Source organism: Mesorhizobium sp. M7A.F.Ca.CA.004.04.2.1 (genome assembly GCF_004022825.1).
GTDB lineage: Bacteria > Pseudomonadota > Alphaproteobacteria > Rhizobiales > Rhizobiaceae > Mesorhizobium.
Map to the genome: position 1 here is coordinate 1 of NZ_RZPH01000041.1, position 14,059 is coordinate 14,059.

Annotated in this window: 12 protein-coding genes; 8 read left to right on the top strand and 4 right to left on the bottom strand. The window is 61.3% G+C overall.

Translation table 11 applies throughout. The features are described from left to right. Positions 1–330, bottom strand: a 330-nt coding sequence (locus EN893_RS03750) for a multiubiquitin domain-containing protein (protein WP_128361407.1), incomplete at its 3' end; no start/stop codon positions are given. A 157-nt stretch (positions 331–487) separates the two neighbouring features. Between EN893_RS03750 and EN893_RS03755 the strand changes: the two genes are divergently transcribed. Continuing rightward, the gene (locus tag EN893_RS03755; RefSeq protein WP_127268630.1) at positions 488–856 is read left to right on the top strand and encodes a helix-turn-helix transcriptional regulator; all 369 of its coding nucleotides are present in this window, start codon (positions 488–490) and stop codon (positions 854–856) included. A 5-nt stretch (positions 857–861) separates the two neighbouring features. Here EN893_RS03755 and EN893_RS03760 read toward each other — a convergent pair whose 3' ends face one another. Both EN893_RS03760 and EN893_RS03765 read right to left on the bottom strand, forming a co-directional pair. Continuing rightward, entirely contained in the window at positions 862–3,084 is a 2,223-nt protein-coding gene (locus EN893_RS03760) for a S8 family peptidase (protein WP_127268629.1), read from the bottom strand. Then, positions 3,071–4,216: an ATP-binding protein gene (locus EN893_RS03765; protein ID WP_236382739.1), complete on the bottom strand. Its 1,146-nt coding sequence runs from the start codon at positions 4,214–4,216 to the stop codon at positions 3,071–3,073. Before EN893_RS03765 ends, EN893_RS03760 begins: the two co-directional genes overlap by 14 nt. Positions 4,217–4,511: 295 nt before the next feature. Between EN893_RS03765 and minC the strand changes: the two genes are divergently transcribed. The 7 genes from minC to EN893_RS03800 all read left to right on the top strand — a co-directional run bounded on the left by minC (position 4,512) and on the right by EN893_RS03800 (position 12,479). After that, positions 4,512–5,312 carry a septum site-determining protein MinC gene (minC, locus tag EN893_RS03770; protein WP_127271097.1) on the top strand — a complete coding sequence of 267 codons (801 nt, stop codon included), beginning with the start codon at positions 4,512–4,514 and terminating at the stop codon, positions 5,310–5,312. Between the two features lie 66 nt (positions 5,313–5,378). Then, positions 5,379–6,194 carry a septum site-determining protein MinD gene (gene minD / locus EN893_RS03775; protein WP_013530671.1) on the top strand — a complete coding sequence of 272 codons (816 nt, stop codon included), beginning with the start codon at positions 5,379–5,381 and terminating at the stop codon, positions 6,192–6,194. Next, positions 6,191–6,463: a cell division topological specificity factor MinE gene (minE, locus tag EN893_RS03780; RefSeq protein ID WP_024501686.1), complete on the top strand. Its 273-nt coding sequence runs from the start codon at positions 6,191–6,193 to the stop codon at positions 6,461–6,463. The genes minD and minE overlap by 4 nt, the downstream gene beginning before the upstream one ends. A gap of 241 nt (positions 6,464–6,704) precedes the next feature. Next, positions 6,705–7,829, top strand: coding sequence for a hypothetical protein (locus tag EN893_RS03785; RefSeq protein ID WP_127268760.1), 1,125 nt, complete (start codon positions 6,705–6,707; stop codon positions 7,827–7,829). Between the two features lie 48 nt (positions 7,830–7,877). After that, positions 7,878–8,222, top strand: coding sequence for a hypothetical protein (locus EN893_RS03790; RefSeq protein WP_127268761.1), 345 nt, complete (start codon positions 7,878–7,880; stop codon positions 8,220–8,222). A 269-nt stretch (positions 8,223–8,491) separates the two neighbouring features. After that, positions 8,492–10,696, top strand: coding sequence for a diguanylate cyclase (locus EN893_RS03795; RefSeq protein WP_127268762.1), 2,205 nt, complete (start codon positions 8,492–8,494; stop codon positions 10,694–10,696). Positions 10,697–11,021: 325 nt separating this feature from the next. Beyond that, a complete protein-coding gene (locus EN893_RS03800; RefSeq protein ID WP_127271100.1) occupies positions 11,022–12,479 on the top strand; it encodes a hypothetical protein in 1,458 nt (485 codons plus the stop codon). 283 nt (positions 12,480–12,762) lie between these two features. Here EN893_RS03800 and EN893_RS03805 read toward each other — a convergent pair. Continuing rightward, positions 12,763–14,059: ABC transporter ATP-binding protein (locus tag EN893_RS03805; protein ID WP_164900706.1), on the bottom strand; the 1,297-nt coding region annotated here is incomplete at its 5' end.

Below are 14,059 nucleotides of genomic sequence, written 5' to 3' on the forward strand. Positions count from 1 at the left end.
CTCCGTCTGGTCGCGGGGCAAGGCCTTGAACTTTTCGATACCCTTGCGGCGCAGGTCGATAGGTTCGTGCAGCCCGATCTTCTCGGGGCGCTCGCCCGCCATTTTGAGGCGGAGCGTATAGTCCTTGGCGGGCAGGAGACCCGCCAGCGTCAGGATTTCCTCGCCGGTCGGATTCGGCTTCAGGATGACATACGGCTTGCCGTTGACCTGCAGCCGGTATCCTTTCGCGAGCGGGGGCTGCTTGCCAAGCTTGGCGTATTCCTCGAGGTCGATGATGTCGTCGAGGACCTGTTCTTCACCGGGATCGATCCCGTTCTCGTGGGTATCCATTTTTATGTTCCTTCAAGTGGCGATGCCGATCCCTTTGCCGGCAACTTTCTGCATACTAGCAGAAGCTTGCTAAGAACGTCAAGCAGAAATTAGCACGCTTGACAGACTGAGCAAAAAGTGTTATAATCCGAAAGGAATCAAACGGTTATGGTGAAGAATGAATAACACGATTGAACGAAAAACTGAACTGAAGGCAAGCCTTGGGCAGTATTTGGCCTCGATTCGTGAAGACCGCGGCATGAAACTGCGGGAGGTCGAAACAGCCACAAAACGCGAAGTCTCGAACGCGTATTTGAGCCAGATTGAGAACGGCAAGATCAAGAAACCGTCGCCCAACGTGCTCCATGTTCTCGCGCAGGTGTACCGAATAAACTACGAGCAGCTGATGCAGATGGCGGGCTACGCCGTCACTTCGAAGACTTCGGCGCACAAGCCGGCGCGCAACAGCTTTACAGAGCTCAATCTTTCACCCGAAGAAGACGTCAAACTGTTGGAATATCTTCGGTTCCTTCGCAGTTCGAAATAGCCTCCCTATGTCCGCACCGGAATGTCAACCACCGGCCTGATGGGCTCCAGCACCGTGGCGTATTTTCGTACGATCTGGTCGTAAAGATCTGCGATCTTGCGCGCGCGGACTGTCACGGCGAGTGCGTAGGGAAGCTGCTCGGCCGGCGAGAAACTCCGGCCTTCGAGACGCGCATTGTAGTGGATGTCAAAAGATGGCCGGCTGAGACTCTTCGCGTTGAGCCGTCTGCTCGCGTGCAGGCAATTCTCCCATTTCCAGGCATCGCGGCGCAGTTCGTCTTCCCCGGCGCCGAGTCCGGGGTCGCCGAAGAACGACTTGGTATTCGGGTGAACCTGATCGTCTTTCTTGAACTTCTCGTCATGCGGCCGGAAGGTCGCCTGCAAACCCGCACGCGTATAATTGCCGGGATGATGCGGATCAGTGTTGCATTTGTAGCAAAGCGTCGCCGTGATCTCGACCATGCCGGACAATTCGCTGTCGGGCATCGGCACCATCGCCCGAATGTATTTCGCGGGCGAAATTTTGCCTTGATAAATCACACGGATCATATCGTCCTCGCAAAGAACGATGTCGTCGATATTGCGCGCCAGGCGCCCCCAGCCGACTTCGTTGTGCGGAATCTCGCTCGCCTCAATCGAGTGGACGAGCAGCGTTCGCACGGCGAGCAGGTTGAGATTGTGCCCGAAATGTGCGCGAATACCGGTCCCGAGACGGAGCGTGCTCGGAGCGGCGAACGACGTTCCGCCGGTTGGATCCAGTTTGCTGACCCCGCCTTCCGCGACAACGAGAAAAGGTCTTTGCATCGAGCCGCCGAATTCGACAAAATCCGGCTTCACCAAGCCCGGACTGCGGCCGGGGCCTACGGCGCTATATGCCGCTCGCTGCCAAGGCGTATCTGGAGAATCTGCGGCGCCGATCGCGAGTGCGTTGACACAATCAGCCGGCACTTGGATGCGGTTGAACCCCATGGCGGCGTCGCCTTCGCCATTGTTGCCGACGGCGATCGTTGCCAGTGTGTCGGCCTGCGAAAACCGTTCGTCGAGCACTGCGGTCCAGGCATGGACATCGTCGTCCTCAATGGAGAGACTCGGGCCGAGGCTCAGATTGACGAAGTCGTAGTCGGTATTGTTGAGAACGGTGTCGATGCGTTCGAGAACCTCGTAGAGCTCGTGCGGGTTTTGCCCGGGCGTCATATCGAGCACGCGGTAGTGATCGACATTGGAGTAGGGGACCGGCACAGGCTTGGTTGGATCGAGAGGTCCGAATAGCAGCGCCGATGTAACTTGCAGCCCGTGTTTAAGCAGTTCGGGATGTGACGCGCCAACATGCGGACCGTCGATCGCTGTTGACCAAGGGCCAAGCGGATGCGTGGCCGGAAGCCCGCCATCGAATATCGCAGTCTTGATGGATGGGTCGAGGGCGGGTTTCGTTGGCAGCGTCAGTGACTGCGACGGCACGCCGGATGTACGAAAAGCCGGACGGAGAATTCGAAGCCGCGGCATCTCCCGCAACGCGCGAACGATCGTGAACGTGGCGATCTCGTCAGCGAGTGCGACCGGCGCCTCAAGTTCGAGGAAGCACAGCCCGCCTGCATAAAAGCGCTTGTCAAACTTCTGATCGATACCGAGCGACCGGACATACTTTTGAAATGCAGGGAGAGCCTCAGTTTCTCCGAAAAGCTGATCGGTGTGAAGGACGACTTCGAACACCGCGTCCTTGCTTTTGGGAAGCGGACCCTTGATTTTGTCACGCGCCGTCGGAGCGGCAATCTCTTCAATCGTCACCATATCTTCCGCAAGATGCGTCCCGGAGACCCAGGCGGGAAGGGACCGTTCCCACGAACGGAACGCATCCTTTGGGCCAAGCACGAACAGCTCCGTGGTGAGCGTTTCCTGAGGCTCCCGTCCCTTGGATTTCTTGGCTGGCTTGATGCGGCGCGGGCGGCTGCCCACCGCCTGCAATCCAGTCTGCCGAAACAGATCGGACGGATAGAAGGATTTGGCGATATATTCGGGATTGAGTGTCACCGACGCAACGGCCTGACCATCCGGGCATGCCGCTTCCGGCAACTCGTTGAGTGCTTCCACGGTCGCGGCCAGCATGGGCGTCAGCCGCTCACGGGCTTCTGCGAACGTGTAGGGGGCCTGTTTGTTCGGCGCCCCTCCGCGAACGACGACATTGCTCGTTAGTCGTTCGCCTTTTCCCAGGAGGAAATTACGCTTCGCCATTTCGTGCTCGCTTTCCGCGTGACGTCGGCTTTAGCATCGACGTTCCACCACCCCTAATCGTCTCGCGCGCAACGCCCGTGAGTTGCTGCGCCGCCCGTTGCGACATTAGTCCCTCATTCGCAAGTGTACGGGCGAGAGCAATCCTCTCTGGTTTTCCGAGGGTGTCAGGTCGAACAAGATTTGTGAGATAGTCGGTGAGTTCGCCGCCCCGGATTGTAGCGGTGCGACGAGCCGATTTGAGATCTCGGTCAATATCGCTAAACGATTTGCCGAGCAGCGCCCCAGACAAGGCTGCCGCCCATTGATCTGACTTTTCCGTGTGGCCCGCCAAAGCCGCTTGTGCGAAAGAGAATATGCCTCTCGCGTCCGGCATCGGAAATTCGATCGAAAGATCGAAACGTCTCCAGATGGCTGGGTCCAAAAGCTCAGAGTGATTTGTCGCCGCAAGAAGCAGTCCCGTCGCCGGCCAGTCATCGATTTGCTGGATCAAGACCGTAACGAGTCGCTTCAATTCACCGATCTCGCCCCGGTCGTCACGGCGCTTGGCGATCGCATCCAATTCATCAAGGAGGAGAACACAGTCCATCGACTTTGCGTAGTCGAGAACGTGCCGGAGATTTGTTCCGGTGCGGCCCAGATAGCTACTCATTACAGCTGCGAGATCGAGGATAAGCAACGGACGCTTTAGCGCGCGGGCGACCCACCGCGCCGCCATCGTTTTGCCGACTCCGGGCGGTCCAGTGAAGATGGCCGACCGTGTAGGCTCAAGTCCGACCTTCAGGAGCGCCTGCGCGTGTGCGCGCTCGTCAACGATGCGTGATAGCCCTTCGTCCACTTCAGCGGAAAAGATCGGCTCATGATCCAACGCCGGTGTTTCTTCGATCCGCAACAAGGCGAAGCGCGTATCGACGTCGACAGGCAACACAGCCTCCGTTTGCCGACGGAGGGGCGAAGCGCGCGTGGGAGCTTCCCGCATCAACTCCACGAGACCGTTCGACAGGTCTGGTGCATTGTCGCGATGGTTTTTGGCCATCCGATGCACCATCTGCATTACGTCTTGCGTCCGACCTGATAAGGCGATGCGCGCCAGATTGATTATGTCTTTTTCCAATTTCGACGTTGTGGTTGTCACGGCGTATCCATTTCGGCCCAAATCCTCAACTCCGATGAAGCCTACATAGCCGTGGAAGAAAATGAAACCGCCTGCGTGAAATATTCTTCCAATTTCTTATAATATATTGATATTATTATATAAAAATTGGAAGAGATGAAAACGAAATACGTGATGATTTTATGCTTTGCCCCAAAACCCTCCATCTCTTGACCGCGCGCAGCACTGCTGGAAACCTTACTCCACCCCCCTCGCATTAACCATTCATTAACCATTCCCTCGCTAGCGTTTACCTCTCAGTAAGGATTCGCCAGCCGTGACTTTTGCCGCCCCCCTCGAGGCCAAATCCATTCGTTTCCGTGCCCGCTCTTTCGTCGCTTTCACGCTGACGCCCGAAGCGCCTTTGGACGTGTGGCTCGAGGGGCTCGACCACTGGATCGGCAACTCGCCGGGCTATTTTGCCGGGCGGCCGGTGGTGCTTGATCTCAACACCTTGAAGCCCGATGTCGCCGCGATCGAATCGCTGGTCGACGTGCTTGGCCATCGCGGCATCCGCATCTACGCCATCGAGCTCGACGGCCACGCCGCACTCGCGCCCAACCTGCCGCCGGTGCTGGTCGGCGCCAAGGAGGCGACGACGGATGGGCTGCTGCCCCGCAAGGCGCGGGAGGATGTTTCCGAAGAGGGCAAGGCCGAGGGCAGGGCGCCTGAAGCCGGCGCGGCCAAGGCCGGCGACGGCAAGGTTGACGCAAGCAAGGCGGGCGATAGCGAGCCGCAGGTTGAAGCTTCGGGCACGCTGATGATCAAGGCGCCGATCCGCTCGGGCCAGGCGATCGTGCATCCGCATGGCGATGTCATCGTGCTCGGTTCGGTCGCGTCCGGTTCGGAGATCATCGCGGCGGGCTCGATCCATGTCTACGGCACGCTGCGCGGGCGCGCTTCGGCGGGTGCGCTGGGCAACAGAGGCGCGCGCATCTTCTGCCGCAAGAACGAGGCGGAGCTTCTGGCGGTCGACGGCTGGTACGTCACCGCCGAGGAAATGGAAGGTGTTTCGCGCGGCAAGCCGGTGCAGGCGTTTCTCGATGGGGACGCCTTGCGGGTTTCGACGCTGAGCTGACATTCGTTTCGATATTGGGGCGGCCGATGGTCGCCCGACCAAGAAAACAACAACGGAGGCTTTTCAATGGGCAAGGTAGTGGTGGTCACCTCGGGCAAGGGGGGCGTCGGCAAGACGACCTCGACGGCGGCCCTCGGGGCGGCCGTGGCCAAGACCGGCAAGAAGGTGGCCTTGGTCGACTTTGACGTCGGCCTGCGCAACCTCGACCTGATCATGGGCGCCGAGCGGCGCGTGGTGTTCGACCTCGTCAACGTCATCCAGGGCCAGGCCAAACTCTCGCAGGCGCTGATCCGCGACAAGCGGGTCGAGACGCTGTTCCTGCTGCCGGCCTCGCAGACGCGCGACAAGGATGCGCTGACCGAGGAAGGCGTCGGCGAAGTCATCGACAAGCTGCGCTCGGTGTTCGACTACGTGTTCTGCGACAGCCCGGCCGGCATCGAGCGCGGCGCGCAGCTCGCCATGCGCTTTGCCGACGAGGCGGTCATCGTCACCAATCCGGAAGTCAGTTCCGTGCGCGATTCCGACCGCATCATCGGCCTGCTCGACGCGCGCACCTTGCGGGCGGAGCAGGGCGAGCAGATCGCCAAGCATGTGCTGGTGACGCGCTACGATGCGGCGCGTGCGTCGCGCGGCGAAATGCTGTCCATCGACGACGTGCTGGAAATCCTGTCGGTGCCGCTGCTTGGCATCATTCCGGAAAGCCAGGACGTGTTGCGCGCCTCCAACCTCGGTTCGCCGGTGACGCTGTCGGAGCCGCTCAATTCCGCTGCCAAGGCCTATATCGACGCCGCCAGGCGGCTGGAGGGCGAGGAATTGCCCGTCATCGTGCCCTTCGAGCGCAAGGGCTTCCTCGATCGTCTTTTGGGAAGGAGGGCGGCATGAACCTGCTCGACATCTTCAAGCGGCGCTCCAGCGCGCCGGTGGCGCGCGAGCGGCTGCAAGTGCTGCTCGCCTATGAGCGCCGCAACCGCAGCCAGCCAGACCTCGTCTCCATCCTGCGCGAGGAGATCATGGCCGTCATCGCCAAGCATGTGCAGATCGACCAGGATTATCTGCAGGTCTCGATGGACCGCGGCGAGACCATGTCGACGCTGGAAATCGACATCCAGATCCCCAACAAGAGCGCCGTGCCGCTGGCCATGGCGGGGTGACTTAGCAAGACTTGGGTTCCTCGCCCTCATTTCATGGGGGGGGGTGAGGAACCGTGCGTCGTGCAGGCTAGCGCCGGCAGCCCATCCCGACCGGCATTCACCCGCGTCCATGCCGCCTTCAAAGACCGCAGGTAATACGCTCTAAATTAACAATTTCTAAAACTCCCAATTGACACAAGTTGGCAATTGTTGATTTACTGCGCCTTTCCAGTATAAATCTGGATTGGCTCAGGGGGGAAACTTGCGCCTGTATAGAACGATTTGCCGCGCGGCCGCATTGTTGGCCGCCGCTCAGGTTTTATTTGCCTGCGCCGTACGGCCGACGACCCAGCAGGTCACGGGGGGCCTGGATACTGCCCGCATCGCCCAGGCGATCCGTTGCGAAATGCGCGATGCCTATATCACGCTGTTGATCGGCGCGCTCTCCCTGGACAGGGACAAATACAATATGGCGGTTGCGGCCAGCCTCAGTCGCGACCATCTGGCGCGGTTCATGCCGCCCGACAGCGCCACGCTCAGCAAGGATGACATCGCAAAAGCGAAGGCCAAAAATGAGTCTAAAGTATTTCGGGATTTTTTCACGTCAGGCTACAAAAATCTTCATGATAAAGAAAAGCAGCTCAAGCAAGTTGTTGAGACTTACTCCAAGGTTTTTATCTTCTACAAATATGTGTTCGACATGACCCAGACCGACAATCTGGGCGGTAGTGTCGATCTTTTGAGTGTATTTACCCGAGGAACGCTGACCAGCCCCATCGACGCATCGTTCGAAGGCAAGCGGCGGGCTAAGCGGGAGTTTGTCCAGAAGGACCGGGTCGACGAATTGCTGACCAATCTTCCGACGATCCGCCAGTGCAACAAATTCCGGGCCGAGCTTGCGGGCGGCGAGCCTCTTCCGAACGGCGCTTATCCGATTGCCGGGAAGCTCAATCTGATTGAAATCGTCAGGAGTTTCATAACGTCCAACCAGTCGGGAAACCTGATCGGCCAGATATCGGAAGCCGACCTGTTCACGCAGCGGGACAAGGTGCCAGTGCCCTCCATGAATGAAACGCTTGTTTTCACCACGACTCTGCATGCCGGTATCAGCCCGAAACTCGAATTGGGCAAACGGCTAAGCGGCACCGACGTCAAGGGCAGCACGCTGACAGCCACCACGGAAAGGGTGGACATCCATACACTGACGCTGGTCATGCAACTGCCTCCTACGGAGGGGGGACTGACCGTAGCCGAGGCACGGAGCAAGGCGGAGCAGCAAGAGTATGAGCGCCAGGTAGAGGCCGGGGTGCGCGAGCTTCAGCGCGTGGACGACAGCAACTATCGCGACAGGAAATCCAAGGTACTCGAGCTGATCACCGGAGAGTAGTTTCACGGCGCGACAGCATCGACAGGCGGATCAACCTAGGAGGAACCCATGGCAAAGGCGACCAGAACGGCGGCGGGCGCGAGTTCGTTCAGGACCAAGGACGGCACGACAAGGCGGCATACCAAAAAACTCTCTGTCGAAGGCGTGGTGCTTCACATACGCGCGATCATCGAACAGGGTCGCGCGCAGGAGTTTCTCGACGCCTGCAAGGAGCGCGGCTTTACCACGATGAAAGGACCACCCGGGCTCGTGGCATTTACGAGAAACTTCATCGCCGCTGCGCCGGGCGGAGCGGAGGCGACAGCCAAGGGAGCCGGTGACAAAAAGTTCTCCACCGCGGTCCGGGAAATGGTTGCAACGAACGCGAAGATGATCGACGACTGTTACTGCTGAACTGGCGTGACGATGCCGGGGCCGGTTGGTAGCGTACCCCACCCACCAAACCTCTGACACATGCCTTGAACACCAGCGTCTGTAAAAGTCCGCCGACCTTGCGGTTTTCCAGGTCATGGTGCCCCGTTAGCGCAGCGCCAGCCGCGCCTGCGAGGAGAAGGGGGCTGGCATCGTTAGGACGTTGATAAGCATTTGGTAATAAAAGCCGGGAATGAGATGCTGGCTCGATTGGACATGCGAGATGCCGTCGTTCTCGGCGGGGCCATGACATGCGCATCAAGAGTCAGATCATTCTCTCCATGGTGGCCGCCGCGGCTCTGATCGGGCTGGTCGGTGGCGTCGCGATCTTTACGCAGAAAGTGGCGACCAAATCGTTGGGGTTGACCGAAGCGACCAACGTCGCGCGGGAATTGGCCGACACCATCGTCTTCAAATCATCCGACGGGACGCCTTCGCTGCTCGAGCGGCCCGAGGCGCTCAAGCAATTCATGTTGCACCAGCACCGCCGCCTGCACCGGGATTTCCTGGTCCTCGACAACAACAAGACCATCCTCGCCCATGCCGCAGACGAAGAGCACCAGGTCGGCGACAAATTCGGTCACGACCCCGGCAACGAAATCGGCCAGACCCTGGCGGACGGCATTCCGCGCAGATTTGTCGATCCGGAGGAAGTGAACGCCATACTGGCTGTTCCGATCGAAAATCCCGAGGGTACGATCATCGGCGCCGTGCTGCTGGAATATGACCCTGTTCTGCAGGCCGCCGAACAAAGCACCGACAGCCTGCTCTGGCTGGTTGGCCTCAGCGCGGCGGCCGCCGTGCTGGTCGCGGTCGGCTTTGCATGGCAGCTGCTCCGCCGTTTCAGCTCTGGCCTCGGGGACATGATGCGCGGCATGGAAGCGCTGGCGAAAGGCAATGCCATGACGCGCATCAGCCACGCCCGCAACGATGAATTCGGGCAGCTGGCCGATGGCTTCAACACGATGGCGGACCAGCTTGCGTCGGCGCGTGCGCATGTCGAGGACATCGTCGAGACGGCTGCCGAAGGCATCGCGGTTCTAGACGGGGACGGCCGCATCGCCAGCGCCAATCCGGCGGCGGCAATGATGATCGGGCGGCGTGCCGACAAGATCGTCGGGCAGCAATGGGATTCGGTGCTGACCATTCGCGATCCCAGAGGCGGCGCGTTCGCCGCCGGCGCTTCTCCCATCGAAATGGCGCTAGCCACGGGCCGCCAGCAGCAGGGCGAAGTGCGCCTGGCCAGATCCGACGGCTCGCACCTGCCGGTCATCGCCAGTTGCGGTCCGCTCAGCCGATCCGAAGGCGGCCTCGTCCTTACGCTCAACGACATCAGCGAGCTGCGCCGTGCGGAGGGAGTGGTCAACGAGCGTGCCGATCAGCTGGCACTCCTCAACCGTGAACTGCACGAAAAGTCCGAAACCACGACCCGTCTGGTGAAGCTTGGCGAACTGCTGCAGGCCTGCGTCACCTTCCCGGAAGCGTTCTCGGTGGTCGGCACCGCCATGGCCGAGTTCCTCGGTGGTTTGAGCGGAACCGTCCACTTGACCAGCGCGTCGCGCAATCTGGTGGAAGAGATGGCGCATTGGGGCGACGTCCGCTCGAGCGCCACGCAATTCGCGCCGGAAGACTGCTGGGCGCTCAGACGCGGCCAGGAACATGTCGCCGGCCCCGGCATGCTCACGCCGCGCTGCGCGCATATCACCGAGAACGGCAAGAAGGGCTATGTCTGCATGCCTCTGGCCGCGCAAGGCGAAACGCTGGGCATCCTTCATCTGTGCGAACCGAATGCGGCCGAGAAGCCGCAATGGCTGGCTGAAAGACAGCAGATCCTGCGCGGCGTCGTCGACACGCTGGCGCTGGCGCTGGCCAATCTGCGCCTGCGCGAAACGCTGCGGCAGCAGTCGATCCGCGATCCGAACACCAGTCTGTTCAACCGGCGATATCTCGAGGAGACGAGCAGCCGCGAACTGCGCCGGATGGAACGCTCGGGCCAGCCGCTGGTGGTCATCATGCTCGATGTCGACCATTTCAAGCAGTTCAACGATACGTTCGGCCACGAAGCCGGCGATCTCGTCCTGAAGCAGGTCGCCGCCACCTTGATCGAGCACGCCAGGGATAGCGATGTCGTGTCGCGCTACGGCGGCGAGGAGTTTGCCCTGGTCATGCCGGGAAGCTCGGTCCAGGAAGGTGCCGAGCGGGCGGAAGCGCTGCGCCAGGCAATCAGGAAGCTTCATTTGACGCATCGCGGCCGAACGCTGGGCACCGTTACAGCCTCGTTCGGGGTCGCCGCCTACCCCGAGCATGGCGTGGGCTGGGCCGAATTGACCAATGCCGCGGATCACGCGCTCTACGAAGCCAAGGGTAATGGGCGCGACCGGGTCGCCATCGCGCTGGGCAACGCGTCCGGCGAGCGACCTCCGATCCAGTTGGTACCAGTCCCGAAAAGCAGCTGAGACCGTTTGGGTTAGAGCACTCGGCCCGGCCCTGCGATAGTGATCTTGCGCCTGCCAAGAGATCAGGCGAGCTTCTCCGCTGCCCTTGAGGTCTCGCGCGGGCTCTTCTGAGCGGCCACGGTCTTGCCGTCCTTCAGACCTCCACACCGTCAGAGGAATCCGGCTCTTCCCGGCTGCGGCATTGGTTGTTCGGGCTATTCCAGCCCCCAAATGTCCCAAATTTACCTTTGTGCCGACGGGGCTTCCCCTGCGCAAGCCGCGGATGTAAAGCTATATTAGCAATTCGTTAAGTGCGAAGAGAGGTATGCGTAAGGGGAGTTTGGTGATGAACTTCAGAGGCCTGATCAAGCGTGCTGAAGACGTGGATAAAGCGATCCAGGACCTGCAGATCGATTTGGCGGACGCGCTGGATGCAAGTCTCGACGCCGACGACCTGGCGCCGCCGGAGGGCGACGATGTGCCGGATGCCCAGGCGGCAGCCGATGGCGGGCCACCCCAGGCCGACGCGGCAAATGACGACAATGCAGGGAATGCCGAGGGTGCGGACAGTTCCGAAACCGCGCCACGGCTGACTGCCCATACACAGACCCGGCTGGCCGCATTGAGCGCCTTCGAGGGTCTCTTCCATGATGCCAGGGACTATCTGGAGGAGATCAACGACAAGCTGTCGGAGATCGGCACCTCACACCATCTGACGCGCGAATTCCTCAACATCCTGCACAGCGACATCCTGCGCGCCAACGAGCTGGAGGTTGCCAATGCCGCCCTGGCCGCCGAACAGAGGGCGCTGTCGGAAAAGCTGCACGATGCGGTGAAAAAACTGCGCGAGCGCGACGGCGCTTTCGAAGCGCTGCAGCAGCGCGAGACAAGCCTGGTCCAGGACCGGGAGACGCTGCGTGCGGCACTGGCCGCGGTCAGGCTGGAACTGGTGGAGACAGCCAATTCGAGCGCCAAACGCGAAGCGGAGTTCGGCGACATCGCCAAGCGGCTGACCGCCAGGACGGTGGAGGCCAACAGGCGCTTGCGCGAAAGCAAGATGCTGCGCGAAAAGCACGTCAACCTGTCGATCGAACTCGACAAGGCGCTGAAGCGGGAATCGCAGGCGCGCCACAGGCTCGACGAGCTGTCGACGATCCATGCCAGCGAAGCAGCGCGACTGGCGGAGCTGCTGGCGGCGCTCGGCAAGAGTGAGAAAGAGGAGATGCGGCTGCAGAAGTCGCTCGAGGCCGCACAGGCGAAACTGTCGGAAACGACCGAAGCGGCCCGCATGATGGAAGGCGACAAGGAAGCCGAACTGGCTCGCCGCCAGGCGGAAATGCGCGGGCTGAGCTCGGAGATACAGAACCTGCAATCGCGGCTGGAGCAAACCTCGTCCGAAAACAGCGAAGCCGCAGGCGAGGTCGCCAGGCTCAAGAGCGAGCTCAACGATGCCCTGGCCGAAAAGAAGATCGCAGATGAAAGATTGTCCGCGCTGAGCCAGGAGAGCGAAAGCGACAAGATGAGTCTTTCCAAGGTGAACGCCAACCTTTCTCAACTGACGCTGCAACAGGCATCCGAGCAGATACAGTTCGACGTGCAGAGGCAGGAATGCGAGGACCTCAAAGCCGAGATCGCCTCGCTCAATGCCCGGATCAAGGAATTGCTGCCCTACGAGCGGCTCCACAAGGCCACCAATGGCAGGCCGCCCGAGAACGGCGTGGTCGAGATAGCCGGGGCGATGGCGAAGAAAGCACGGACGACGGGCAGGCGGCGCATGCGCAGGAATGTCGGCGCCGCTTCGTAAAGCGTGTCGCGCCTGAAGCGCTTCAGGCGCTCAGGTCTTTGTTTTTGTGCTTGGGAGGCCGGCACCTCACCCGGAGAGTAAGCCCAATGGGGCACCGGCCAGGCGGATCGACAGGTCCGCCGCACAGACAAGGTAGCGCGCCTCGGCTCCGCACGGCATTGGTGCGATCACGGAAGGTGCCAGCGGCACTTCCCCGGGCTTCTGATTCGAACGCTTGCGACGACCCGCCAGCCGGAGGCTGCAGACACGCCCGGGAAGCGGTCGCGGGCCGGCCCGGTGCCTTTCAGTCGAGCGGTTCGTGCTGGTAGAGTTCGTCCATGCTGAGCGAGGCCAGGGCGCCGAAAGGGGCCTGCTTTTTCACGCGGCCGCCGCTCAGGATGACCACGTCGTCGCAGAACGAGATGGTGCTGTGGTGATGGCTGATGACGATGGTCGTGCGGCGGCCGGCTCTCGACTTCAGGGTCTCGACGATGGCCGCTTCCGACAGCCCGTCCACCGCATTGGTGGCTTCGTCCAGGATGAGGAGGTCGGGATCGCGGACAAGAGCTCTGGCCAAGGCGATCCGCTGCCTCTGTCCCGCCGACAGGTTGATGCCCCTGTAGCCAACCAGGGTCTCGTAGCCCTGAGGCAGCCTTTCGATGAATTCATGCGCTTCGGCCAGTCTTGCGGCGGCCTCGGCGTCGCCGGCAGTCGCGGCATCCTGGCCGTAGGTTATGTTTTCAAAAATGCTGCCGTCGACCAGTTCCAGCTCCTGGCTGGCCAGGGCGATGTGCCGGCGCCACTGGCCGGCGTCGATCCCGTCGAGCGGCGATCCATCGACGAGGATGCTGCCGGCGTCCGGTTCGACGAAGCGGCACAGGAGATTGACGATCGTCGTCTTGCCGGCGCCCGAGCGGCCGATCAGCGCCGTCGAGCGGCCACCGCGGATTTCGATTGTCGCCGCATGCAGCACCACCTCGCGCCGGTCCGTGCCGGAATAGGTGAACGTCACATCGTCGAACTTGATGCCCTGGCGCAGGCCGTGGAACGGCCCGTCGCCTTGCGGCGGTTGCGGCTTGCCGGTGGGATCCAGCAGCCATGTCACCTCTTCGAGCGATCCGCTCAGGCCCTGCAGCTGGCTCCACGACCCCTGGAGGGCCCGCATGTGCGGCTGCAGCCTGTAGAGCAGGATGACGAAGGCGATGATCAGCGGGAAACTCACCTGCGCCAGCCAGGCGCCGATCACCACCGCCAGGAACAGCATGGCGTGGAGAACCTCCGTCAACGGCGGCAGCGCTCCCTGGCGCACGAGCAGCGCGAAGGAGGCGCGGCGAACCGCATCGGACGCCGTGTCGAAGATCGCCTTCTCCCGGTTCTCCTGCCCGAAGATGCGGATCAGCCGTCCGGCATGCACAAGGTGAAGCATCTGCGAGGCGAGGTGGCCGTTGCGCGAAGCGACGCTGCGGCTGGGCTCCTTCAGATTGGCCGAAAGGATGGCGTGCGCGATCTGGACGAGCGCCAGTCCGAGCGTGACCAGAAGCGTCATGCGCCACGAAAGCAACAACAGGAAAGCCAGGAGGATGATGGCGGCCGATGCGCTG